Source organism: bacterium (assembly GCA_020440705.1).
Taxonomy (GTDB): domain Bacteria; phylum Krumholzibacteriota; class Krumholzibacteriia; order LZORAL124-64-63; family LZORAL124-64-63; genus JAGRNP01.
Genome location: JAGRNP010000019.1, coordinates 15,659 through 40,353, shown reverse-complemented (window position 1 = coordinate 40,353; position 24,695 = coordinate 15,659). Strand labels below are relative to the sequence as shown.

General features: G+C 67.7%; 19 protein-coding genes and 1 pseudogene. 11 read left to right on the top strand and 9 right to left on the bottom strand.

Annotation, left to right across the window (positions count from 1 at the left end; translation table 11 throughout):
- Nucleotide 1 precedes the first annotated feature (1 nt).
- Together KDM41_05045 and KDM41_05040 are read left to right on the top strand one after the other, a co-directional pair.
- Nucleotides 2–865, top strand: coding sequence for a hypothetical protein (locus tag KDM41_05045; GenBank protein ID MCB1182778.1), 864 nt, complete (start codon nucleotides 2–4; stop codon nucleotides 863–865).
- A 41-nt stretch (nucleotides 866–906) separates the two neighbouring features.
- Nucleotides 907–1,614 (top strand): SIMPL domain-containing protein, encoded by a 708-nt coding sequence (locus tag KDM41_05040; protein MCB1182777.1) that lies wholly within the window; start codon nucleotides 907–909, stop codon nucleotides 1,612–1,614.
- Here KDM41_05040 and KDM41_05035 read toward each other — a convergent pair.
- On the bottom strand, nucleotides 1,611–3,947 hold the full coding sequence (locus tag KDM41_05035) for a T9SS type A sorting domain-containing protein (GenBank protein ID MCB1182776.1): 2,337 nt from the start codon (nucleotides 3,945–3,947) through the stop codon (nucleotides 1,611–1,613). The genes KDM41_05040 and KDM41_05035 overlap by 4 nt on opposite strands.
- Nucleotides 3,948–4,130: 183 nt before the next feature.
- On the opposite strand from KDM41_05035, the gene KDM41_05030 reads away from it, so the two are divergent.
- Both KDM41_05030 and KDM41_05025 read left to right on the top strand, forming a co-directional pair.
- On the top strand, nucleotides 4,131–5,402 hold the full coding sequence (locus KDM41_05030) for a T9SS type A sorting domain-containing protein (GenBank protein ID MCB1182775.1): 1,272 nt from the start codon (nucleotides 4,131–4,133) through the stop codon (nucleotides 5,400–5,402).
- Between the two features lie 78 nt (nucleotides 5,403–5,480).
- Nucleotides 5,481–6,899 (top strand): hypothetical protein, encoded by a 1,419-nt coding sequence (locus KDM41_05025; GenBank protein ID MCB1182774.1) that lies wholly within the window; start codon nucleotides 5,481–5,483, stop codon nucleotides 6,897–6,899.
- 26 nt (nucleotides 6,900–6,925) lie between these two features.
- On the opposite strand, the gene KDM41_05020 is transcribed toward KDM41_05025, so the two are convergent.
- From KDM41_05020 to KDM41_04990, 7 genes are all read right to left on the bottom strand, one after another.
- On the bottom strand, nucleotides 6,926–7,114 hold the full coding sequence (locus tag KDM41_05020; GenBank protein ID MCB1182773.1) for a hypothetical protein: 189 nt from the start codon (nucleotides 7,112–7,114) through the stop codon (nucleotides 6,926–6,928).
- Nucleotides 7,115–7,155: 41 nt separating this feature from the next.
- Nucleotides 7,156–8,541: a cytochrome c oxidase accessory protein CcoG gene (gene ccoG, locus KDM41_05015; GenBank protein ID MCB1182772.1), complete on the bottom strand. Its 1,386-nt coding sequence runs from the start codon at nucleotides 8,539–8,541 to the stop codon at nucleotides 7,156–7,158.
- A gap of 116 nt (nucleotides 8,542–8,657) precedes the next feature.
- A complete protein-coding gene (locus tag KDM41_05010) occupies nucleotides 8,658–9,254 on the bottom strand; it encodes a c-type cytochrome (protein MCB1182771.1) in 597 nt (198 codons plus the stop codon).
- A gap of 43 nt (nucleotides 9,255–9,297) precedes the next feature.
- A complete protein-coding gene (locus KDM41_05005; protein ID MCB1182770.1) occupies nucleotides 9,298–9,486 on the bottom strand; it encodes a cbb3-type cytochrome c oxidase subunit 3 in 189 nt (62 codons plus the stop codon).
- Nucleotides 9,487–9,495: 9 nt separating this feature from the next.
- On the bottom strand, nucleotides 9,496–11,868 hold the full coding sequence (gene ccoN, locus KDM41_05000; protein ID MCB1182769.1) for a cytochrome-c oxidase, cbb3-type subunit I: 2,373 nt from the start codon (nucleotides 11,866–11,868) through the stop codon (nucleotides 9,496–9,498).
- Nucleotides 11,869–11,891: 23 nt separating this feature from the next.
- Nucleotides 11,892–12,122 carry a hypothetical protein gene (locus KDM41_04995; protein MCB1182768.1) on the bottom strand — a complete coding sequence of 77 codons (231 nt, stop codon included), beginning with the start codon at nucleotides 12,120–12,122 and terminating at the stop codon, nucleotides 11,892–11,894.
- Complete coding sequence (locus tag KDM41_04990; GenBank protein ID MCB1182767.1) at nucleotides 12,113–14,560, bottom strand: heavy metal translocating P-type ATPase metal-binding domain-containing protein; 2,448 nt, start codon at nucleotides 14,558–14,560, stop codon at nucleotides 12,113–12,115. Before KDM41_04990 ends, KDM41_04995 begins: the two co-directional genes overlap by 10 nt.
- A gap of 152 nt (nucleotides 14,561–14,712) precedes the next feature.
- Here KDM41_04990 and KDM41_04985 point away from each other — a divergent pair.
- The 4 genes and pseudogenes from KDM41_04985 (at nucleotide 14,713) to KDM41_04970 (ending at nucleotide 17,917) form a co-directional block, all read left to right on the top strand.
- Nucleotides 14,713–14,823: pseudogene (locus KDM41_04985) on the top strand (transposase).
- Between the two features lie 553 nt (nucleotides 14,824–15,376).
- On the top strand, nucleotides 15,377–15,814 hold the full coding sequence (locus tag KDM41_04980; GenBank protein MCB1182766.1) for a DUF1857 family protein: 438 nt from the start codon (nucleotides 15,377–15,379) through the stop codon (nucleotides 15,812–15,814).
- Nucleotides 15,815–16,081: 267 nt separating this feature from the next.
- Nucleotides 16,082–16,933, top strand: a complete 852-nt coding sequence (locus KDM41_04975; protein ID MCB1182765.1) for a hypothetical protein — start codon at nucleotides 16,082–16,084, stop codon at nucleotides 16,931–16,933.
- 42 nt (nucleotides 16,934–16,975) lie between these two features.
- Entirely contained in the window at nucleotides 16,976–17,917 is a 942-nt protein-coding gene (locus KDM41_04970) for a transposase (protein MCB1182764.1), read from the top strand.
- Nucleotides 17,918–18,161: 244 nt separating this feature from the next.
- Here KDM41_04970 and KDM41_04965 read toward each other — a convergent pair whose 3' ends face one another.
- Entirely contained in the window at nucleotides 18,162–18,734 is a 573-nt protein-coding gene (locus KDM41_04965; protein ID MCB1182763.1) for a hypothetical protein, read from the bottom strand.
- A gap of 920 nt (nucleotides 18,735–19,654) precedes the next feature.
- On the opposite strand from KDM41_04965, the gene KDM41_04960 reads away from it, so the two are divergent.
- The 3 genes from KDM41_04960 (at nucleotide 19,655) to KDM41_04950 (ending at nucleotide 24,160) form a co-directional block, all read left to right on the top strand.
- Nucleotides 19,655–20,134: a hypothetical protein gene (locus tag KDM41_04960; GenBank protein ID MCB1182762.1), complete on the top strand. Its 480-nt coding sequence runs from the start codon at nucleotides 19,655–19,657 to the stop codon at nucleotides 20,132–20,134.
- A gap of 945 nt (nucleotides 20,135–21,079) precedes the next feature.
- Nucleotides 21,080–21,589 (top strand): sigma-70 family RNA polymerase sigma factor, encoded by a 510-nt coding sequence (locus tag KDM41_04955; GenBank protein MCB1182761.1) that lies wholly within the window; start codon nucleotides 21,080–21,082, stop codon nucleotides 21,587–21,589.
- Between the two features lie 39 nt (nucleotides 21,590–21,628).
- Nucleotides 21,629–24,160 (top strand): serine/threonine protein kinase, encoded by a 2,532-nt coding sequence (locus KDM41_04950; protein ID MCB1182760.1) that lies wholly within the window; start codon nucleotides 21,629–21,631, stop codon nucleotides 24,158–24,160.
- Nucleotides 24,161–24,695: the final 535 nt, after the last annotated feature.

The following is a 24,695-nucleotide window of genomic DNA, read 5'->3' as shown; positions in this document are numbered from 1 at the left end:
CTTGGCGCAGACGAAACGGAACCAGATCTTCGGGGCGGGGCGGCGCATGGCCGCGCCGCCCCTTGCCTTGCCGGCCGGGCTGGCCTGCCTGATGGCGCTGCTCGCCGGAGTCGCCGGCTGCGCCGCCAAGGTGCAGCGCGAGGCCGTGCACACCGGCTACGATCCCCTGGCGGCGGGCGGGCGCTACGCCGTGGTCGGATTCGTCGCCGCGCCCGACGCCGGGGTGGGCGAGGCGGGGCTCGGCGGCGACTTCATGGCCCAGTCCGACGCCTGGGCCGACATCCTGTACGGCGCCCTGCTGGCGGCGCATCCGGACCCGCCGACCTGGGCCTGGCCCCCGGTGCGGGAGAACGTGCCCGACGGCGGACTGGCCGGCCTGCACGCGGCCTTCGCCAACGGCGAACCCGTCACCGCCGACATGCTGCAGCTCCTGCACGGCGACCTGCCCGAGATCGACTACGCCGTGGCCGCCCGCATCGACGCCGACGAGGTGGAGACCGCCGAGCTCGATCCGCCGGGCACGCTGCGCGAGGACGTGCGCGACGACCGCGAGGTCGACCTCATGCCCAACTCGCTGCAGCGCACGGCCAAGATCCGACGCAAGGTCACGGTCTCGCTGGTGGTCTACGATCTGGCCGCGGGCGCGGCCGTCTGGGAGTCGTCGGTGTGGCGCGACAAGGTGGAGCTGATCGGGCCGGAGTCGGTGTCGCGCAGCCGGGACCTGGTCGTCAAGCCGCCGACCGAGGAAGGCGGCCTGCCCGAGCTCGAGATGCGCGGGGCGGCCATCGAACCGCCGGCCCTCGCGGCCGTGCTGGCGAGCGCCTGCGAGGCCCTCGTCGCGAACCTTTTCCAGGCGCCGGAGTAGAAGCCGGGCGGCCCGTCGTCAACCTGACCAGGGAGAATTCCATGAACACCAGGACCACCCTCGTGCTCGGCGTGTGCCTCGTCGCGGCCGGCGCCGTGCTCGGCTGGACCCTCGGCTCCGGCGCCCTGCGCGTCAAGGCCCTCGACCGCACCGTCGTGGTCAAGGGCCTCGCCGAACGCGAGATCCCGGCCGACGTCGTCATCTGGCCCATCGCCTTCACCGCGGCCGACAACGACCTGAACGCCCTCTACGGGACCATCGGCGGGCAGAGCGCCGCCATCGAGAAGTTCCTCGCCGGGGCCGGCATTCCCGCCGACGAGATCACCCGCAACGCGCCGGCGATCGTCGACAAGCTGGCCCAGTCGTACGGCGGCAACGAGGCGCGCTTCCGCTACTCGGCGACGCAGGTCGTGACCGTGTACTCCCGGGACGTGGCGCGGGTGCGCGCGGCGCAGAAGGGTCTGGCCGACCTGGGCCGCCAGGGCATCGTCTTCAGCGGCGAACAGTACGGCACCCAGACCCAGTACCTCTTCACCGGCCTGAACGACATCAAGCCCGACATGATCGAGGAGGCCACGCGCAACGCCCGCGAGGTGGGCGAGAAGTTCGCGCGCGACAGCAGCAGCACCCTCGGCAAGATCCGCTCGGCGCAGCAGGGCCAGTTCTCGATCACCGACCGCGACCAGAACAATCCGCACATCAAGAAGGTGCGCGTAGTGTCGACGGTGGAGTACTACCTCTCCGACTAGCGGAGCAGCACCACCCGCTGCCGGGCCGTCGAGACGCCGTCCCGCAGCGCCACGAAATACACGCCGGACGGGGCCTCGTGTCCGGCCGCATCGCGACCGTCCCAGGACACGCGGTGCGGTCCGGCCGCGAGGCCGTTGCGCGCGAAGGTCCGGATGCGGGCGCCGCGCAGGTCGTACACGTCGATGACCACGTTCGCCGGGGCCGGCAGGTCGAAGGCCAGGGCCGTGGCGCTCGTGAACGGATTGGGCCAGGCCGGGCGCATGGCGATGCGCGTGTCGCCGCGAACCAGCGGCGCGGCGCTGGCGACGGACGGCTGCCACCGCCCCACGCGCAGCGAACCCGCCGCACCGGCGAGCTGGAACTCGCCGCCCGCCCAGAGCTGACCGCCGCTGGCCAGGAGCGTGCGCCCCTCGGCGTCGAAACCGGAGTCGAGGGTGTGCCAGGCGCTGCCGTCCCAGCGGGCCACGTAGGCGCAGGGCTGGCCGTCGGCCTGGGTGAACTCGCCGGTGGCGTAGAGGTCCGACCCGATGGAGGCCAGGCCGAAGACCCGCCCGCCGGACAGGCCCCCGCCCAGGGCGCTCCAGGTCGTCCCGTCCCACGCCGCGATGTTCGTCGCGGAGACCCCGCCCGCCTGGCTGAACCCGCCGCCCACGTAGAGCACGCCGCCCATCTCGTGGATCGCATGGACGGACCCGTTCGTGCCGGCCCCGAGCGGGTTCCAGACGGCCCCGTCCCAGCGCGCGACGTTGGCCGCGGCGACGCCGTCGACCGAGGTGAAGTGGCCGCCCATGACCGGGTCGCCCTGGAAGGAGCCGAGGGAGTAGAGGATCTGGACCCCGCCCAGCACGCTCGTGCCGAGGGGATCGAAGTCGGTGCCGTTCCAGTGGCCGAGGGTCTGCTGGCCGCTCCAGTAGCCGTTGGCGTAGAGCTCGCCGTCCAGGGCGAGCAGGCCGCTGACGGTGGCCAGGGAGCCGGCGCCCATGGCGCTCCAGTTCGTCCCGTCGAAGCGGGCGATCTTGTTGGCCGGCACGCCGCCCGCCGTGGAGAAGGTGCCGCCGGCGATGAGGTCGCCTTCGAAGGTCGTCAGCGAAGCGACCGTCACGCCGAAGGCGTAGGGAATGCCGCTGCCGAGGGGCGTCCAGGCGCTGCCGTTCCAGGCCGCGACCACGCCGGCGGTGCCGCCGATGGCGGGGAAGCGGCCGCCGGCCACGGGCATGCCGTTCCACTCGTGCAGGCTCTCGACGATGCCGGTGGCGCCCATGCCGGTCGCCATGGGCCACCAGGATCCGTCGAAGCGGGCGAGGCTGGTGGCCGGAGCGCCGCCGATGGACACGAACCCGCCGCCGACCACGAGGTCGCCGCCGTACTCGCCCACCGCGGCGGGGTAGCCGATGGCGTAGCCGGGCAGCGACCAGTTCAGGCCGTCCCAGCGGTGCACGGCGCCGGTGGCGTCGCCCGCGATCAGGTCGAGGCCCGCCGTGCCGACGGCGTACACCTCGTCGAAGGCCGGCTGCGATCCGACCGGCCCGAAGGAGAAGCCGTTCCAGGCGACGAGGTTGCCGATGGACAGGGATCCGGCGCGCTCGAAGTAGCCGCCGACGACGAGCTGGCCGCCATGCACGGCGAGGCCGTTGCCGTAGGCGGCGTAGGGGTCGAACGAGGCGTCGCTCAGGCCGCCGCCCACGTCGTGCCAGGCGGCGCCGTCCCAGCGGGCGAGGTTCTGCACATAGATCCCGCCGGCGTCGTCGAAGGTCCCGCAGGCGTAGAGCGAGCCGCCGTACGAGGCGACGCCGAAGACGTCGCCGAAGATGCCGCCGTCCAGTTCATCCCAGAAGGAGCCGTCCCACACGACGATGCTGTTGGGAAAGGCGCTGCCGCCGCCGGCGGAGCTGAAGTAGCCGCCCACGGCGAGATTGCCGTTCCAGATGGTCATGTCCTCGACGCTGCCGTCGAGGCCGCCGTCGACGGCGGACCAGTCCAGCCCGTCCCATTGCATCAGGCCGTCGGTGAACCAGCCGCCGGCATACAGGTCGCCGTTCCAGACGATGAGGTCGCGGACCGCCCCGTCGAAGACATCGCCCATGGGGCTCCAGGCCACGCCGTCCCAGCGCGCGATGTTCGTGGCGGCGACACCGCCGACCGATAGGAACTCCCCGCCGATCACGAGATCGCCGCCGTATTCGACGACGGAGTAGACGTCCCCGTTCACGCCCGGGGCGCCGAACGAGTTGTCCCAGGTCTCGGGAGCGGGGATGGCGGCCGCAGTCGCGGCCAGCAGCGTGCTCAGGAGCAGCAGCGGCAGGATGGCAGGCAAAAGACGCGTGTGAACCACGGCTGTCCCTCCTCAACTGGTTCGGCGCCCCCTTACCTGAATGTGGATGACTATGGTATGGTATATCAAATCATCGACCACTGTCACCAAAAAAACGCCGTCGGACCAAAAATCAGGAGGGCTTCGGTGTGGTATAATGGGAAGGATCCCGAAGAGGCCGCCACCCTGTCGTCGAGGTGCCCCATGAACCGCACGCTGCGCCCCTGTCGGACCGCTCTCGCCGTCGTGATCGCCCTGGTGGGCGCCGCCGGCGGCCCGGCCGGCGCCGACACTCTCGTCTTTCCCCACATCCTGGAGACCCAGGGCACCATCGAGTCCGGACCCGCCAAGTTCGACACCCAGTTCCATCTGGCGACGACCGCGGGCTACGTGGGCGACTGCGCCGGGGGCGGCGGGCGGTCGATCGTGGACCTCTACCTTTTCCATCCGGACGGCACGCCGGTGCGCTCGGCCACGGACGAGACCGTCTGCAACCCGTGCTCGTTCCCCATGGGCTCGGACGTGCTGGCTTCGTACCAGGCGATCGATGTCGAAGACCTCATCTTCGCGGCCGGCGGTTTCCCGAGCCAGGCGCCGGATATGTTCGCCCTCTTCGACGTGCCCGACGGCGCCGGCATCGGGGTCACGGGATTCACCCTGTATTCGCGGTCGTCAGCGGCGGAGATCGAGACCAGCGCGCTCTCGCCCGTGCCGCTCGGCGCACCGGTGCCGAGCCCGTCGTGCGGCCGGCAGTTCGTGCTGCCCCGCATCTTCTCCACCGGGACCGCCCTCGATCCGAACTCGTGGGACACGATCATCGACATGACCTACGCCGGCGGCCTGCTCACCGCCGCCGGGGATTCGTCGCGGGTGGACCTGTGGATCTTCGACGAGTCGACGGGTGCGCCCCTTGCGGGTCCGGGCGGCCCGCTCTGTGCGCCTTGCACCTTCCCCATGGGGCCCGACCTGCGCCATCACCAGGCGCGCCTCGGCGAGCTCGCGGCGGCGGCGGGGATTCCCTCGCCGCGACTCGGCTACGCCCTGCTGCAGGTGACCGGCGATGCGGGGAACGTGGCTCTCGACGCCACGCTGCTGAACGTCCAGGCTTCGGTCGCCGACTACAGCTTCGACCAGCTGCCGCTGCAGGAGATCAGCGGCGATGCCGCCAGCGCCGCACCGGGCACGCCCGCGTTCGAGCGCTTCGTGGCCAACCTGCGCGGTTATCCCAACCCTTTCAACCCGCGCACGACGATCGCCTACGAGCTGCGTGATCCCGGCGCGGTGCGGGTGCGCGTGATCGACGCGCGGGGCCGGGTCGTGCGCACGCTGCTCGACGGGTTCCAGGACCGGGGCACCCACGAGCTGCGCTGGGACGGGGCCGACGACGAGGGCCGCCCCGCGGCGGCCGGCGTCTACTTCGGCCGGGTCGAGGGCGGGGGCGGGGCCCAGGTGGTGAAGCTGGCGCTCGTGAAGTAGGACCCGCGAAGCAGGACCCGCAGGCCCCCGGAATATGCTAGAATCGTCGGAGATCCGTTCCGACCAAGGGGGAATGCCATGACCACCGGACGCCGCGCCATCCCCGTCGTGCTCGTCGCCCTGGGCCTCGCCGTGCTGGCCGGGGCTCCCGCCGCGAGGGCCGCCGACGAGATCGGCATCTATTTCGATCCTGCCTACGAGGAGAATTTCGCCGTCGCCGAGACGGCGTTCACCACGGTCACGGGCCATCTGGTGATCCGGCGCGACGACGGGGCGGGGGGTGTCCTGGCCTGGGAGTGCCGGGTCGCGCTCGACGGGCCGGGCGTGTTCACCGGCTGGCAGCTCGAAGGCCAGGCCATCAACGCCCGCAGCGCGCCCGAATTCGCGGTGGGTCTCGCGTCGCCCCTGCCGCCCACGGCCGCCGTGCGCGTGGCCTCCTTCGACCTTCTGGTGACCGAGGTGCCCGTCCCGGTCGACCTGTCGCTCGTCCCGATCCACACGGCCTCGCTGCCGGACGCGATGGCCTTCATCTCCGGCGACGATCCGGAGACCCTGCGGCCCCTGACCACGGTGACGGGCGAGCCGTGGGTCGCGGCCGTGAACGGCAACACCGGCACCTGGTGCGGCACCGACTGGGTGCACGTGATCTACTTCGGGGAAGTCGAGGCGGGCGTCCCGGTGACCCGCCAGTTCTACGTGGAGAGCTGCGGCGGATCGCGTCATCTCGACATCCAGCTGATCTGCGACACGGGGCAGAACGTCGAGCTGACGGGTCTGAGCGGCCCGGTCGTGGTGCCGAACAACGGCTTCGTCCTGATCGACGTGACCTGGACCCCGCAGGTGCCCGGCGAGGTGCCGGGCTGCATCCTCGACATCGGCGACGAGGCGTTCCCGATCTTCGGCTACGCGGTCGATCCGGTGGCGGTGGTGGCGCCGACCCCACTGGCGCTCGTCGGCGAGGACGGCGTCGTCGAGCTCAGCTGGCCCGCCGTGGGCGGCGACGGGGCCACCTACCACGTGTACCGCCGCGCCCCCGACACGGCCGAGGTGCGCCTCACGGAGCAGCCCCTGGCGCCGGTGGGCAGCCTGGTCCGCTACACCGACCGGCCCGGCCCGACCGTGGGCGGCGCGCTCGACTACTCCTACGCCATCGTGACCGACGGCAGGGAGTGGGCCCGCAGCGCGGCCGCTTCGGTGCAGGTCGACGGCCCGCCGCGCCTGGCCACGCAACTGCTGCCCAACGTGCCCAATCCGTTCAACCCGAGCACGCGCATCGATTTCACCCTGGCCCGCCGGGGCCATGTGCGCGTGGCGGTCTACGACCTGACCGGGCGCCGCGTGGCGACCCTGGTCGACGGGGAGCGCGACGCCGGCCCGCAGGACGTGGTCTGGACCGGCCGGGACGACGCCGGACGCCAGGTGGCCAGCGGCGCCTACGCCGTGCGGCTCGAGACGACCGGGCAGATCGACCAGCGCACGATCCTGATGCTCAAATAGGGGAGATTCCGCAGGAGAGCGGGAGATCAGGCGACGCGCAGCCCGGCGGGCTGCGCGTCGTCGTTCATCAGCAGGGAGTGGGTCTTCGGCTTCTCCTTCACGATCTCCGGCCGGTTCAGCTGCGCGATGACCAGGGTCACCATGCTGCCGGCCACGAGGGTCGCCAGGAAGAGCACGATCCAGATCCAGGGGTTGTCGTGGAGCCACTTGCGCATCGGGGCACGTCCTGTCTGCGGGCGGCGTCGCGGGGGCCGGCCTACGGCCCCCGGAAGCGCACCTTGATGTTCTGGGTGATGCCCGTCGCCGAGTCCGTGAAGGCGAAGTGGAAGTCCTCGGGCAGCGTGTAGGCCTTCTTGGGCATCATGGCGAACGCCGTCAGCTGGCGGTCGCCGAAGCCGGGCAGTTCGACCCGTTCCTGCGGGATAATGTATTCCACGCCCTCGTAACCCGCCAAGGCGTCGTCCGACGGCCGCAGGAAGTACACCTTCGTGCCGTCGGTCTTGTTCTGCAGGTGCATGGTGTACAGGTTGCGGATCATGTCACCGTCGATCTGGTAGGGCAGGCCCTGGCTGCGCATGACCGTCACCTGGAAGTTCTCCCGCCGGGTGGCGCGCATGACGAACAGGCCGGCGAGGATCAGGATCATCACCGCGTAGATGATGAAGCGCGGGCGCAGCAGGCGGGCGGGCTTGCCCGTCTCGAAGCCGCGCGAGCTGTCGAAGCGGATCAGGCCCTCCGGCTTGTCGATCTTGCGCATGATGTCGTCGCAGGCGTCGATGCACGCGGTGCAGCCGATGCACTCCATCTGCAGGCCGTTGCGGATGTCGATGCCCGTGGGGCAGACGTCGATGCAGCGCCGGCAGTCGATGCAGTCGCCGCCCTTGTCCTTGCCCTTGTGGCGGGGCTCCCCGCGGGTCTTGTCGTAGCCGATGATGATCGTGTCGTAGTCGACGAGGGTCGACTGCAGGCGGCCGTAGGGGCAGATGATCAGGCAGGTCTGCTCGCGGAACCAGCTGTAGTCGAAGTAGAGCAGGGCGGTCCAGAACAGGCTCCAGATCAGGGGCGTGACGTCGCCGTCGAAGAACGGGATCAGGTGCAGCATCTCCCGCGTGGGAATGAAATAGCACATGAAGGCGATGGCGAAGTTCCAGCTCAGGAAGATGAAGGCGCCGTGCTTGACGACCTTGCGCCAGGTCTTGTCGAAGCCGCCCGCCTTGTTGCGCCGCATGCGCTCGACGCGCCGGCCCTCGATGATGCGCTCGATCGGGCGGAAGACGCCCTCCATGAACACCGTCTGGGGGCAGGCGAAGCCGCACCACACCCGTCCGAAGAGCGAGGTGACGACGAAGAGCGCGATGCCCAGCCCGATGAGCACGAAGAAGAACAGGTGGAAGTCCTGGTTCGTGAAGGTGGCGCCCATGAGGTAGGCCGCCCGGCCGGGGATGTCGATCAGCACGGCCGGGTGGCCGCCGATCGTGATCCAGGGCGCGGCGATGTAGACCAGGATCAGCACGGCGTACATGAGGTACTTGCGGGTCGTCCAGCGGCCCTTGACGACGTCGACCTGCAGCATGTTGCGCGAGCCGTCGGCGTTGATGGTGTAGATGGTGTTCAGGTCGGGGGTGCGCTTCTCGGCGGCCATGGAGACCTACCTTTCAAAAGCGGAGTAATCAAATCCCATTACGCCGCTATGCGTTTGCCACAAAAAGAAAAGGGCGGGAGCACGAGTGCGCCCGCCCTTCAACATCAGCGGTCCGGTCAGAACTCGCAAGGCTCGCCTTCCGGGGCCTTGCCCGCCACGTTGGTGCCCCGGATCGTCATCACGTAGGCGACGACGTCCATGACCCGCGACGGGCCGAGCTGGTTCAGCCAGGCGGGCATGCCCTTGGCGGCCACGCCCTCGTTCACGGTCTTCTGGATCGACATGGGATCGCAGCCGTGGATCCACACCCCGTCGGTCAGGTTCGGGCCCACGAGGCCCTGGCCCTGGTCGAGGTGGCAGGCCACGCAGTGCTTGGTGAAGATCTCGCGACCGGAGGCCACCTTGGCGTCGTTCTTGGCCAGCGCCACGAAGAAGTCGTTGTCGATGCCGGCGGCCGCCATGCGGGCCAGCTGCTCCTCCTCGGCTTTGGCCATGACCTCGGCGAACTGCTCGCGCGGCAGCTGCCGCAGCTCGAGGGTGTGGAAGACGATCCAGTAGAAGACACTGAAGATGATCGTCCCGTACATGATCCACATCCACCAGTTCGGCAGCCGGTTGTCGAACTCCTGGATGCCGTCGAACTCGTGGCTCAGCACGGTATCCGGCCGGTAGTCCTCGCGGTTGTCGCGGGTGATGTCCTGCTTGTCGCTCATTGAATCGGCCCTCCCATTCGGCCTCGGGAAGCTTCCCGGAATTTCAGCGGCCCGTGGAAATCTCTTCCTCTGAATCGTCCAGCGGCAGCGCCGCGATCTCATCGATCTTCCGTCGGTCGCGCAGGCCCAGGAAAACGTAGGCCAGCACGCCGACGAAGATCGCCACGAAGATGATCAGCCCGATCAGGGGCCAGACCAGGTGCTCGCTCTGGGCGTAGAACTCCTGGAACATCTTCCCTTCCTATTCCTTCGCCGCCGTCTCGACCGGCGCCGGCGCGGTGGGCTGCGGTCCGCGGCCCAGGCGCTGCAGGTACGCGATCACCGCGGCCATCTCGCTGTCGGGCGCGATGTTCACGTCCTTGCCGGCCAGGTCGTCGGCGATGAGCCGGCCCTGGCTGGCGAGCACCTCGGCCGAGTTCGCGATCTCCTCGTCGGTGTAGGGCACGCCCAGGAACTTCAGCACCTCCATGCGCTTCCGGACCACCGCCGGGTCGACGGTCTTGGTCTTGAAGTGGGTGTAGGTCGGCATGTTCGACGCCGGCGACGTCGAGCGCGGATCCATCAGGTGCAGGTAGTGCCAGAGGTTGTCGTACTTGCCGCCGACGCGCGCCAGGTCCAGACCCGTGCGCTTCGAGCCCCACTGGTAGGGATGGTCGAGCAGCGACTCCTCCATGCGCGAGTAGTCGCCGTAGCGCAGCACCTCGTGGCGGAAGGGCCGGATCATCTGGCTGTGGCAGACGTAGCAGCCCTCGGTGATGTAGACGTCGCGGCCGGCCAGCTCCAGCGGGCTGTAGGGCTTCTGCATCCACTTGGCGGTCTCGGCGAGCGCGGGATTCTCGGCGATCATCTCCTCGGTGATGTCGCGCGGGATGGCGTTGCTCTTGATCACGGTGGGGATGATCTCCACGGCGCCGCCGATGAGGATCGCGACCAGGGCCAGGACGGTGAAGACCAGCGCGTTGCGCTCGACCAGGCCGTACCAGTAGCCCCACTTCTTCTGGTGGATGCCGTAGGAGATGATGGCGCCCACGCAGAGCACCACCAGCAGCGCCAGCAGCACCGGGCTGAGCATGGTGCCCGAGACGCCGAACCAGATCGCCACGACGAGGATGCCGACGATGAAGAGCATCGGGGCGCTGGTGAGCAGCTCGAGGGCGCTCGCCTTGTCGCCGGCCGGCTTGCGGGCCGGGACCTGGATGCTGACGGTCGAGGGCGCGCCCTGTTTCGCCGTCATGACCAGGTTGACGATCAGCAGCAGCGAGCTGCCGAAGTAGAGCACGCCGCCCACGAGGCGCGTGTGGTACATGGCCAGCGAGTTGGTCAGGCCCTCGATGAAGTCGGGGTACTTGAGGAAGCCCTCGGCGTCCAGCGCGCGCCAGAAGAGGCCCTGGCTGACGCCCGACACCCACATCGAGACCACGTACATCAGGATGCCGACCGTCGCGAGCCAGAAGTGCGTCTCGGCCATCTTGGTGCTGTAGAGCTTGGTGCCGTACAGCCGCGGCCACATCCAGTACAGGATGCCGAAGGTCATGAAGCCGTTCCAGCCCAGGGCGCCGCCGTGGACGTGGCCGATGATCCAGTCGGTGTAGTGGCCGAGGGCGCTGACGCTCTTGACGCTCAGCAGCGGGCCCTCGAACGTCGACATGCCGTAGAAGGTGACGGCGACGACGAAGAACTTGATGACCGGGTCGGTGCGCAGCTTGTCCCAGGCGCCGCGCAGGGTCAGCAGGCCGTTGAGCATGCCGCCCCAGCTGGGCGCCCACAGCATGACCGAGAAGATCATGCCCAGGGTCTGGGCCCAGTCGGGCAGGGCGGTGTAGAGCAGGTGGTGCGGGCCGGCCCAGATGTAGATGAAGATCAGCGACCAGAAGTGCACCACCGACAGGCGGTACGAGTACACCGGGCGCTCGGCGGCCTTGATCATGAAGTAGTACATCAGGCCCAGGGGCGGGGTGGTGAGGAAGAAGGCCACCGCGTTGTGGCCGTACCACCATTGCACCAGGGCGTCCTGCACGCCGCCGAAGACCGGATAGCTGTGGGTCAGGCTCGTCGGGATCTGCAGGTTGTTGACGATGTAGAGCACCGCGATGGTGACGATCGTCGAGATGTAGAACCAGATGGCGACGTAGAGGTTCTTCTCGTTCCGCTTGGCCAGCGTCCAGAAGAAGTTGGCGCCGAAGATGACCCAGACGACCACCACGAGCAGATCGATGGGCCAGATGAGCTCGGCGTACTCCTTGCCCTGCGTCAGGCCCAGCGGGTAGGTGACGGCGGCGGCGACGATGACCAGCTGCCAGCCCCAGAAGTGGGCCCAGCTGAGCATGTCGTTGGCCATGCGCGTCTTCAGCAGGCGCTGGCTGGAGTAGTAGATGCCGGCGAAGAGCCCGTTGCCCACCCACGCGAAGATCGCGGCGTTGGTGTGCAACTGGCGCAGACGGCCGAAGCTCGTCCACTCGAGGCCGAGGTTGGCCTGCCAGAAGCTCAGCTGGGCGGCGATGATGACGCCGGCCAGGAGGGCGACGGCGCCCCACACGATGGTGATGATCGAGAACGCCCGCACGATGGCATCATCGTAGACGACCGTCTTCATCTGGGTGTTCGTTGCTTCCATTGAGAGCACCTTCCTCCTTCTGCTCAATCGTCGCAATCCGGTCCACTCTTCTCGCCATTAGAAGACTTGCGGACAATTTTGTCATCATTGTTTTCCGGGTCAAAATCTTTCATGCCGTCGTCGTCCTCGAGGGGCAGCAGCGAGAGCCTCTCGCCGTGCTCGAAGTCACCCTCGAAGAGGCGCGTGAAGAAGAACACGAGGCCCGCCGCGACGAGGGTGAGGCTGATGAAAACGAGAGCGATAATCACATCCATCTCAACCTCCCGGCCGATAGGCGGATCGCTGTTAAGCTCACTACGAATATGGAACTTATGGGCATGATGATGGCCGCCACGACGGGGGTCACGAGGCCCATCATGGAGGCCGCGACGGCCGCCAGGTTGTACAGCACAGCGATCGCGAGATTCAATTTCACGACCTTGCGCAGCTCGCGCGCGGCGGCCAGCGAACGGCGCAGCGCGGCGATGCCGTCACCGAGAAAAAAGAAGTCCGATTTTCCCGGCAATACGGGTCGATCGACGGCCGGGGTCGCCGCGCAAAAGGCTACCTCGAAACTGGGAGAATCGTTGAGCCCGTCGCCCACCATGAGCGTGTCGTCGGCGTCGAGTTCGCGCACGCGCGCGGCCTTGGCTTCGGGGCTCAGGCCGCCCTCGCAGCGGTCGTCGGCGATGCCGAGGGCGGCGGCGGCGGCGGCGACCTTGGCCGGCGCGTCGCCGCTCAGGATGCGCACGTCGTAGCCGGCCTCGTGCAGGGCCGCGACCTCGCCGCGGGCGTCGGCCTTGAACTCCTCGTCGAGGCGGAACGCGGCCACGGCGACGCCGTCGCGGGAGAGCACCGTGGTGCCCTCGGGGCGGCCGGCGTCGGTGCGTCCGTCGAGGGCGAAGGCGGGCCGTCCGAGGCGCCAGGTGCCGTCCCTCAGCTCGATCTCCAGCCCTGCGCCCGGCACCTCGGTCAGCTCTTCGCCGGCGGCGCCGGCGATGCCGGGCGCTTCGCCATCGTGGCGCGCGGCCACGGCGGCGGCCAGGCACGCGCTCACCGGATGGTTGCTGCGCGCGGTCATGTGGCGCAGCACCACCGTGGCGCGGGCGTCCAGGCGCGCGACGGTCTCGCGCGAGGCGTCGTCGAGCACGAGCTGGCCCAGGGTGAGGGTGCCGGTCTTGTCGAGCAGCACCTGGCGCACCGACAGGGCCTTCTCCATGAAGCTCTGCTTGCGGATGAAGACGCCGTTGCGCCGGAGCGCGAAGTGGATCAGCTCTTCGGCGAGAGGCGTGGCCAGGCCCAGGGCGCAGGGGCAGGTCACGACCAGGATCGAGATGGTGACCTTCAGGGCCATGGTCAGGTCGCGTCCGGCCCAGAGGGCGAAGCCGCCGAACGCGGCCACGAGCACCGCCGCCACGTACCACGAGCTGACGGCGTGCCACCAGCGCGGCCGGTACTCCTCGTCGCTGAGGGTGGTGGCGCGCAGCAGGTCCTGCAGGCGGCTCTCGGCGAAGTCCTCGGTGGCGGTGACGGTGAAGCCGTGGTGGCTGGCGTTGAAGGCGCCGGCGGGGATGGTCTCGCCGGGGGCGTAGCCGACCTGGTCGGACTCGCCGGTGATCCAGTCGAGGCTCACCTCGGTGGCCCGCCGCATGAGGATGCCCTCGACGGGCAGCAGGTCGCCCGGGGCGATCCACAGCTCGTCGCCCTGCCGGATCTCCTCGGCGCTGACGGCCTTCAGGTCGTTGTCCTCCAACCGTTTGACGGCGATGTGCTCGGCGCCCGACGAGGCCAGCAGCGTGTTGCGGTTGCGCTCGAGGATGTGCTCCTGGGCCCAGCGCCCCACCAGCATCAGGGCGATGAAGACGGTCAGGCTGTCGAAGAAGGTGTGGTCGGGACCGCCGGTGAGGAAGGCCCAGGTCGAGCCGAGATAGGCCAGCACCATGCCCAGGCTGATGGGCACGTCCAGGTGCAGCACGCCGCGCCGCAGACCCGCCACGGCGCCCTTGAGGAAGATGCCCCCGCCGGCGAAGAGCGACACCGTGGCCAGCGCCAGGCTGAGCCAGCCGAAGAAGGTGAACAGCGCGCCGTCGGCCAGGCCGAAGTAGAAGCTCAGGCTGAACATCATCACGTTCAGGGCCATGGCGATGGCGATCGCCATGCGCATGAGCAGGCCGCGCGAGGCGCTGCGGTCGATCTCGGCGCGGGGCCCGAGCCGGTAGCCGAACTTCTCGACCTCGGCGAGGAACGTCTTCAGGTCGCCGCGCTCCGGATCCCACGACAGGTCGACGTGGCCGAGGGTGGGGTTGATGCGCAGCTGGATGCCGGCCGCGTGCCGCTTGAAGAGCTCCTCGATGAGCCAGATGCAGGCGGCGCAATGCACGCCCTGGATGCCGAGTTCGAGGTGGAGGGCGCCGCCGGCGTGGTCGTCGAGCAGGCGGTCGAGCCAGTTGAAGCTGTCGGGGCGCAGCACGGCGGCGGGGGCGTGGGTGTCGGGCGCGAGGTCGTAGAAGCGGCACAGGTCGGCCGCGTTGATCATCTCGTACACGCCCTTGCAGCCGCGGCAGCAGAAGGGGCCGTCGGCCGTGCGCCAGAAGCGGCCGAGGGGGTTGCCGCAATGAAGGCAGGTGCCGGCGGTGGCGGCCTCGGCCCACGCGTCCGGCCAGGCCTCGGGCCAGGCTTCGGGACGGGAGTCGGGGTTGGTCGAGGTGCTCATGCGCGTGGCCGCCGTCGGTTGCGGGCAGGAAGACGCGCGGGCCGGGGCGACCCGCCTTTGACAAGATATTTCCCGGTTGGGGGGCAATCAAGAGTAATTGACGAAAGATTCACAGGTTTGTGGTGGGGGTTTGGGGCGTGTTCAGCGCACGGCTCGAACTCCTGGACCGCCTGTCCGCGCTGGTGACCCCGCCGCGTGTCCACAAGCACCGCTACTGCGGCGTGCTGGCACCGTACGCGCGCCTGCGGCAGGCGGTGACCGCAACACTGGATCAGCCGCAGCGACGCTGTGCAGCTGCTCAGCGAAGCGCGGCAGGAGATGGGGCTGGGAGAGGGCAGGGGGCTGGCCCGTTCGACCAGGACCCGGCGCCTGACGCCTGGCCCGGGATGGACCAGACGGCAGGCGCCACCCACCCCGACTGGGACTGAACCCCACCTGAGATCATGGCAGCCGGGATCGCCACCGATAGGGACGATCGACGGGCCTGTCTGCCGCGGACCGGGTCGGAATGGGGAATTGCGGGCGATTTTGGGGGCTCAGGGTGTGGGAGGCCACAGCTCCATCGAACACGGGCGGTCACTGTGGTAGAATGGGGGACCGGAGGCCGCTGGCCTGGGAGGCCCCATCGAGGAGATGTGCGCTGAAGTTCCTATCCCTATACGACCGAATTGTCAGGATCCTGGGCAGGGACTAGGTGCGAACGATCGGTGTGCTCGCGCGGGCGCTGTCCGGCAACCGGCTGCAGCCGACGAGTTGCAAGGTCGTGCCGCTTGCCTTTGCCGGGGACAGCATCACGCCAGGAAGAAGAGGAATGAAATGGCACTTGTGGGCTACCGTACACGCGTGGATGCGCCGGTCGACGTCCTTTGGAAGGATCTGTTGGAAAAGGTCGAGACACCCGAGAAGTTCATTGCCAAGGTGACGCGCTCGGAGATTCTTCGACGGCTGGGGCCCAATACGGTCGACCGACTGATGTACATGGATGACAGTACCGGCGAGAAACCGACGCGTGAGATCATCACCTTCGATATCAACACCCGCAGCATCGTGTTCAAGTTGATCGACAATCCCCTGTGGAGCGGGTTCGTCACGAACACCATCATGGACGATCGCGACGGCCTGGAACTCGACATCACCATGCACTGGAGAATCAAGGAAGAAGGCCATCCGGCCGAGAACGCGCCCTGGGCGGATATCGTCAAGGATGCGGTCATGCGAACCAAGGAACTCGCGGAGGCGAACGCGGCCCGGTGAGGAGGGCGGTCAGGTCCCGGTTTCCGGTGTGCATGGTGGAACGAGAGATGAGACAGGTCGAGGCCGTGTGTTGTCATGCAGGGGGAGTTGCCGATGAATCGACGGTTTGTGGGTGCTCTGCTCGTGGCGGCTGGGCTGGGCGCGTGTGCCTTGCTCCTGGTGTGGGGAGCGCTCGTGGATGGGGGGCCGGGAAGGACCTCCGCAGTACGAAGCGGTCAGTCGCCGGTGGACGGTGCGGCCGCGCCGGAACGACCCGGTGGCGCTTTCGTGACCGCCGCGCCCTACGCGGAGACGCCGTCGATCACCCTCGAGGGCTCGGGGCTCAATGCGCTGCGCGAGGAGGCCGTGTTCGTCGTCTACACGGATATGGCGGCCCCCCTGGCGCAGCAGGTCGCCCCGATCCTGGAATCCATCAATCGCCACAGCGCCGACCTCGTGGCTCCGGCCTTCCGGATGCATGGGTTGGTTCTGGCTGCAGGTGTCGAGGAACTGCCGGAGCCGATGCGGGAGGGGCAATGGGCGAATGTCGACGGCGTGCCCTGCCTGGTGATGATCACCGGGGAGCGCTCGCTCCCGCTGCGCAACGAGTTCGCCAGCTTCATGATCTTTGCGCTGCTGGCGCACGAGAACGTCGACATGGGGATCAAGGAGGAATGCTTCGGGGGCAGTCTCACCCGGCGCAGCATGTCGTGCCGGTGGGTCGTCGAGGGCGTTGCGGACCACGTCGCCTACCAATCCGCACGGAAATACCATCCCGAGGCGCTGGTCCGCTTCCAGAAGAACTACCTGGTTGCCCTGGACCGTCTCTCGCCGGACCTGGTCGAGCTGGACCTGGAGGAAAAGGGCCTCTGGTGGCCGCGTAGAGGCGACGCCAACCCCAACCGGGTGCAACATGCGTACGCGGCGGCCCACTTGGCGGTCGCGGAGCTCTCGCGGCAGAATCCGCGGTGGTTCAAGGACGCCCTGGTCCTGGTCCGCGACGGGTCCGGGGCGGCGACGGGAGCGGCCGAGTTCGCCCGGATCGCCAGCCCTCTCGCGGGCCAGGATGTGCGTGCGCGCGTGCGGCACGTGGAGGTCCAGGCGGTCCGCCGATTCGCTGACGGTCTGTTGGATCCTTGAGCCCTGCCGGCGACGGAACCAGGTCTCCCGGGAGGTCCGTTGTTGAACAGCCACCTGCACTTCCATGTGCTGGTGACCGAGGGTGTGTTCAGCGCCCGGGGCGAGGATGAGGTCGAGTTCCATCCTGCGGTCGACCTCACGGCGGATGACATTGCTGCCGTCCAGAGGAAGGTGCGCCACCGCGGACTGCGCTGGCTTCACCGCCACGGCCACCTCGACGACCTGGCGCGCCACCAGTTGGACAACGCGGACCACGCCGGCGGCTGGTCGGTGGACGGCTCGGTCACGTTGCCGGCCTCGGACCGGCAGGGGCTCGAGCGACTGGTCCGATACTGCGCCCGCCCGCCGCTGAGCGCAGAACGCCTGGGCCGACTGAACGACCAGACGCTTGTCTACAGCCTCAGAAAGCCGACGATCGACGGCCGCACCGAGCTGTACCTGACTCCGCTCGAACTCCTGGACCGCCTGTCCGCGTTGGTGACCCCGCCACGGGTGCACAAGCATCGCTACTGCGGCGTGCTGGCACCGAACGCGCGCCTGCGGCAGGCGGTGACCGCAACGGCGGGACCGGCCGCAGCGACGCTGCAACTGCTCAGCGAAGCGCAGCAGGAGATGGGACTGGGGGAGGCGACCCCGGATCCGACCTCAGCGGCCAACCCGCTGCGCCGCGCCGCCGCCCGCTGCTGGGCCCTGCTGCTGGCCCGCATCTACGAATGCCTGCCCCTGCGCTGCCCACGCTGCAGCCAGCCCATGCGCCTGATCGCATTTATCATCGAGCCGCCGGTGATCGAGCGCATCCTGACCCACATCGGCCAGCCGACCACACCGCCGCCGGTGCTGCCGGCCCGGTCGCCGCCCCAGGGGGAAATGGGGTTCGGGGGCGGGGGAGGGCCGGGGGCGGACCCGTTCGACCAGGACCCGGCACCGGACGCCTGGCCCGGGATGGACCAGACGGCAGGCGCCAGTCGCCCGGACTGGGAGTGAACCCCGCCCGAGAACACGGCAGCCGGATCGCCACCGTTAGGGACGATCGACGGACCTGTCTGCCGCGAACCGGGTCGGATTGGGGAATTGCGGGCCGCTTCGGGGGATTCAGGGCGTCGAAGGCCGCGATTCCGTCGAGAACGGGCGGTCACTGTGGTAGAATGAAGGACCGGAGGCCTCTGGACCGCGGGGCTCCATCTGGGAGATGTGCGTTGAATTTCCTATCCTTCGTGGTTGGCCGCTTTCACCCTCGCTTCCTTATGCTCTCCCTGATTTCGGTCAACATCCGGCAAAACTCCTCGGCTGGCAGTGACGTCTGGCTGTGCTGCTTTTTCGGTGGCGAATGGACAAGCGGCCGCTTGCCTGTCGCGATCAGGGCCGCGCGGGCGTCCGGGCTTTGGTCGAACTTCGCCTCGATGGCTCGCCTGATCAGCGCGCTATGAATCCGGGACCGATAGGCAATCGTCCGGCCTCCGTGGTAGACGTTCGCCTCCTGCCCTGCGGCGAGCCTTCGTCGGATCTCCCGGTTCGGGTTTCTGCCGGCTCGTTGGGCTTGGTATCCGCTCAGCAGCATGATCCTGCGTCGCTTCGCGGCCTTGGGACCACTCTCTTCCAGCTTGATCGCCTGCACGAACGCCTCGACCGAGGAGTACTGCTCAGCATCGAGCGTAAACGGCGTTTCGGCAAGATTCGACAGCAGGGGAAACTCGCCGTCGAATATCACGTTTACTGGCACCATGGCTTCTCCAGGCCAATTGTGAAGATTGACGAATTCTAGACCCACGATCGACGACCCGTCGAGCGTCGGCTTGGCCAAATGCCGAACCCGGCCTCCATCCCGCCCCATTCCCATCTACCGATTCCACACATGCAGTAGATCGACGGTTGTCGGCCGCAACGCGGCCGCAACCAGGCCCCTCCCCTCGAGTCCTTCGACCAAGGCGAACCAGTTGCCCGACTCCGTCATGCGCTCCCACAAATCGCCGTTGTACCGATAGCTACTATTCCGGCCTACCGCCCCGATTCTCTCACCCCCAAGAGCACAGGGCGGACTCGGCAACCGGTATCGCAAAGTGTAGCTCGACCAGCTCCCACGCCGCCCCCCGCGGCGACATCGGCTCCTCTAAGCTGCAGCCGGCGGACATGAAACCCACAACTGCAACCTTCACAGCGGCGAGAGACGGAGCCCGGGGATCCGGCGATGAACGATTCGAGTTCGAACCCTGAGCACGACAGCCATCTCATATTGGATGGGACGTCGATCCTCGCTGGCCCGTGTGACAGGGATTCATCCACATCACAACACTCGCCAATCCGCCGGAAAGACCAGACGCGGCTCGACCTTTCGAACGATGCGGGCGGACGACCAGCGGCAACTCCGAGCCTAGATAGCGGTCGGCGGTGACTTTGCCGAAGAGGAAAGCGAGAATCTTGCGAATGCTCGTCACACTCCGGCGCGGCAACCGACGGGAACTATAGGATCGCAAGAGAAGCGACGGGAAACTGAAACGGAGATGCTCATGGGAATCAGATTGATGTCCGAAGTCGTAGCGGCCTTTGGAGACGTTTTCGACAGAGTATGGTGGAGATTGAAGCCGTATCAACTGCTCGACTGCGACTGGTCGGGGTATGGAGAAGCGGGCGGCCATGTCGCGGATGTCGCATCCGGGCGACGAATGCCATTGTAGCCGGTGTGGTTCGCACACGCAGCATCAACAGTTCTCTGGAGGGATACCGATGTCTGGCGAGAACATGCGGTTTGGGATCGACTTCGGCGGCGTGGTCGTCCAGAAAGGCTGGACGGCCGCCGGCGAGGACACGGCGGCCGACGCCGCTCGGTGGGAGTTCCAGCCGGGTACTGAAGATGTTGTGGCTCAGCTTGTTACCAGGTGCAGGGGCCATGTCTGGATCGTGTCGAAGGCCTACCCGAAGATGCAGCTGCGAACCCTGGGGTTCCTGGATCAGGTCGGATTCTACGAGCGGACTGGAATGCGACGGGAAAACGTCCGCTTCTGTCTGGAGCGAGTCGAGAAGAAGATCCACTGTGAAGAACTGGGCATCACGCATTTTGTTGACGACAAGATTCCGGTACTGCAGGCCCTGCAGCACACGGTGCCCAATCTTTATCGCTTCGAGGAGTCTGCCGAGGCGCCGTACACGCCGGGGTTTGCCTCGCACGTGACTAGCTGGCAAGAACTGCTCGCTATTCTCGGCTGATTCCTTTCAAGGCTGAAACACCGGTGAATGTTCGGCGACAGATGATCTTCCCGCGGCTCAGTGGACACCGAGATTAGGTGGCATACTCCACCTTGACAACGGGGGCCGTACACGCGGACTGGGTCTGAACCCCAAGCGGGACCATGGCAGCCGTGATCGCCACCGAGTGGGACATAGGTGATGAACGGAACAGGGGGTCGATAATGCAAATTGGGGAGTCGACAATGCAAACTGTGTTCATGATTGCGGGAGTAATCCTCGGCGGCCTAATCGGCAATTGGATCGGTAGCAGGTTCGACCTATTTAGAAGTTCAGAAAGGCGTACAGGCTATAAGATCGGTGATGCTGAAGTGACGGAGGAAGTCCCGGGTTGCGGATGTTTCTTGGTTCTGTTGTTGGCATACCTGGGGTTTTTGGGCGGCGGCATGCTCCATTCGCAGCTATTCCAATGATTGAACAGCTTATGAAAACTGCACTGCGTTTGACGGCGTGAATCGTCCGGCGTTTGCTTGGTATCTACGTCGAAAACAACCATAGACTGGCGTCATATGTTCCAGTCGAAGTCTCCGAGTGATAGGAATTTCAAGGCACGTCTCCATGATGGAGCCTCCCAGGCCAGCGGCCTCCGGTCCTTCACTCCACTACTGTGACCGCCCGTGTTCGATGGATTTGTGGCCTTACATACCCTGAACCCCCAGAAACCGCCCGCAACCCCCGATTTCGACCCGGTCCGCGGCAGACAGGCCCGTCGATCGTCCCGAACGGTGGCGATCCCGTTTGCATGATCTCGCGTAGGGTTCAGTCCCAATCGGGGTGTCCGGCGCCGGTGTCAACAGCGGCACCAGGGCCCGTTCCGCGCAACGGTCCCCTGTTGTCCGGGGAGGGGATTCGGAGTAGTATGGTGGGGATTTTGGTCGACCCGCAGCCCCAGCCGTACCGGACACCATGCAGCCCGAACAGGATTTCGAAAGCCTCTTGCCGCAGTTGTACAGCGAGTTGCACGTCATTGCGCGCTCGCGGCTGCGTCACGACCGGCTGGCGGCCTCGTTGCGGCCCACCGAACTGGTCCACGAGACCTATCTGCGCCTGCACGGGACACGTCATGCGCCAACCAAGGACCGGGTTCGCGTGCTGGCCTTGGCCTCAGGCATCATGCGCAATCTCCTGGTCGACCTGGCGCGGCGTCGCGCCGCCGCCAAGCGCGGCAATCACCCGGTGCGGGTGACGCTGCACGACAATTTCGCCGGGGATGACGAGGGCGTCGACCTGTTGGCGCTGAACGATGCGCTGCTGCGGCTCGAGCGCCTGGACGCCCGCTCGGCCGAGATCGTGCAGATGCGGTTCTTCGCCGGCCTGACCGAAACCGAGATCGCCGCCCACCTGGGCATCAGCGACCGGTGGGTGCGGAAGCTATGGGTGCACGCCCGCAGCTGGCTGCGCTCCGAGCTCGCCTGATGCCCGGCCCGGGCCGACGCGGAAGGACGGCTCGACGCCATGGGCCACGGCACCACCAGGGATGACGAGCGGTATACCGAGGTCCAGGCCGTCTTTCTCGCGGCGCTGGATGTGCCGGATGCCGAGCGCCACGATTTCATCCGGCGGCGTTGTGGGCCCGACGCCGACCTCTACAACCGCGTGCTGCGGCTGCTGGCGACCCTGGACGCTGATGCGGCCGATCTCGAGCCGATCGTCGATGCAGGCGACTTCATGCGCCTGCTGGGCGTCAATGGGGACGGCTGTGTCGACGGCTACCGGTTGGAACGGCTGCTAGGACGGGGCGGCATGGGTGTCGTCTATGGGGCGAGAGAGGTCGATTCCGGGCGTGAAGTCGTCCTCAAGTTCCTGCGTCCGGGGTTCGGGAATGACCGTGTGCAGGAGAGATTCGCCCGCGAGATCGCGGTCCTGGCCCGCTTGCGACATCCCGGGATCTGCCGCTACGTGGGCACCGGCCACATCGACACCGTGGTCGGAACCATGCCCTACCTGGCCATGGAACATGTCGCGGGACAGCCACTGGACCGGTACGCCGACGGCGAGCAGCTCGACGTCCGTGCCCGTGTTGGTCTGGTTGCCGCCATCTGCGAGGCCCTCGGCCACGCCCACGCCGCGCACGTCGTCCATCGCGACCTCAAACCCGCGAACATCATCGTTGACGATCGGGGCTGCCCCCGGCTGCTGGACTTCGGCGTGGCGACGGTGATCCAGGGCGACCTCGCCGCCACCCTGGGCGGGCAGACGGCCGCCGTCGTCGGGACGGTGGACTACATGGCGCCCGAACAGGTCCACGACGCCTTCGGCTCGCCGGATCCGCGCACCGACGTATTTGCCGTGGGGGTCCTCCTCTTCGAACTGGTCTGTGGTCGGCGACCTTTTGGTCGCAACCACCGGTCGGCGCCCCGGATCCTCGCCTCGATCCTCATGGACCCGACCCCACCCCTGGAATGCCGCGACGGCCTGGACGATCCGCAACTGGAGATGGTCGTGAGTCGCTGCCTCGCCAAACGCCCGGAGGAGCGCTTCGCCGACGGGCGGGAGCTGGCTCTTGCGCTGCAGAACTATCTGGCCGAGACGGCACAGACCTCGCCGCTCAGGCGGGGCGTGACGCGGATGCGGTGGCGATCCCGGCGCATCATCGAGCGGGCCGGGCCTGGCCGCATCCGCGCGGCGGCGATCGCCGCCATGCTGCTGCTGGCCACATGGATGGCGGCCGCACGCCTCGGTCCGTCACCGGCGGCGGACCGTGGCGAACTCGTGGCGCAGACCTGCCGTCGACTCGAGGACGTGACCGGCCTGATCCACGTGCAGGCGCGCACGCCGGCGAGCCTGAACGCGGCCCTGGACCTTCTCGCCGTGGTGCGGACCGACATCGGCGCTCTCGGGGGAAAGCCGCCGGCGCCAGCACTGGACCGTTTCGCCCACTGGCGGCGGGGCGAAGCCTGGTATTTCCTGGGCACCCGCGACGATGATCGTGACCTGCTGTGGCAGGCATGTTGCGAGTTCGAAGCCGCGATCAACGACCTGCCGCCGGCGGCGTATGCCGGCCTCGATACCCTGAGCGACCTCTACGACCAGATCGCGTTCATCCGCGCTCCCGTTGCGCGCGCGGGGTACGCCGGCGCCCTGGAGGCCCTGGCGGAGATCCACCGTTCGACCTACTTCCTGGATGGCGCCTTCCGGGAGCGCAGCGCCTGTCTCGGGCCCGCTCGCTACGCAGCAGACCAGTTGGCAATGCTGCTTGCGGCACCGGAGCCGGACCCCGGCCTCTATCTCGACTACGGCCGCCTGATGGCTTTGCGCGGACTGGCAGCCGACGACACGACGGCCGTCGCGGAGGGGCTGGCAATCCTGGCCGTGGTCGATGACGATGCCATCTGGGCGCGGCACGATTGGCGGGCCGCGGCGTGGTACCAGGAGGCGTACGGCCTCGCGTTGCGGGCCGAGGGTACGCTGACCGGCCGGGCCGGGCCGTTGCACGCCGCACGCGCGCGTTACGAGAAGGCGCTGCAGATCCGCGGCGTGGACGGTGGCCGCACGCGCTACGCGGCGACGATTGTGGAACTCGGGATGGCCGCCCTGGCGTTGGCCGAGCTGGAATCCTCCCCGGAGGTCAGGGCGGATTGGCTCACCCGGGCGGCCGACTCCGGGAGGCAGGCCCTGGCGCTGCTGGACGGTGAACCGGGGGCCGTCGAGCCGGCCCGGGCGGCGCAGTTGGTCGCGGAGGCCACGGCTGGGCTGGCCGTAGCGCGGCGCGACGCGGCCTTGTTGCCTGCCGCGTGGCTGGTGCTAGACGGCATCGACGGCCGCATCGAACCGTCGCGTCACCCCATCCCGGCGGCGCGCCGGCTGCTTTCCGCCGCCGCCCTCGCGCACGCCGAGGCGATGCTTGCGAGCAGCGCGGATCCGCTGGCCGCCTGCGCCTCCTGGGTGCGCGAGGCCGAAGCGTTGGAGACGGCGGGGCAGAGCCCCCTGCTGTGGCGGGAGTGGGAGCGTCGACGGACGATGGTCGAGGGGATGGTGCTGCGCTAGGAGATTCGGAACACCGAATCATTTGCAGGCCCATCCCGCATGTCGTTCACGGACTCGCGGACTCTCGCTGTTGACACGGAAAGGAACTCGAATCCGTCCGCCGGACCTTCCTGCCTCCCTTTCGGCCGCGAACAGCGTTTCAAGTCGCGAACCCGGCGCCGGGGACGCTGCAAACGGAATGCCGGGTTTCCTTCCACCTCCTGTTCCGGATCGCGATTCAACCTGCGCCTAGTCTTTCACAGCGCGGATCACGCGAATCCCGATCGAGATTCCCATTCGCAATTCGATGTCACAGTCCTCGGATCCGGACGACGGAGTTTGCGGATGCTCACCATGGACCGAGGAACCGAAGTGAGCGGGCCGAGAATGATGACGAGCGTGATGTCAGTCGTGTCGAGCAGGGTTCGCGGGGCACTCGGCCTGGACCGTGAATCGAAACGCCGCTTCGACATCCTGTGGAGGAAAATCCTGGGATTGTGACGACGGGGGTGGCCACGGGTGTCGCCGAGATCGTCATCCACTGGAGGGACCGGCG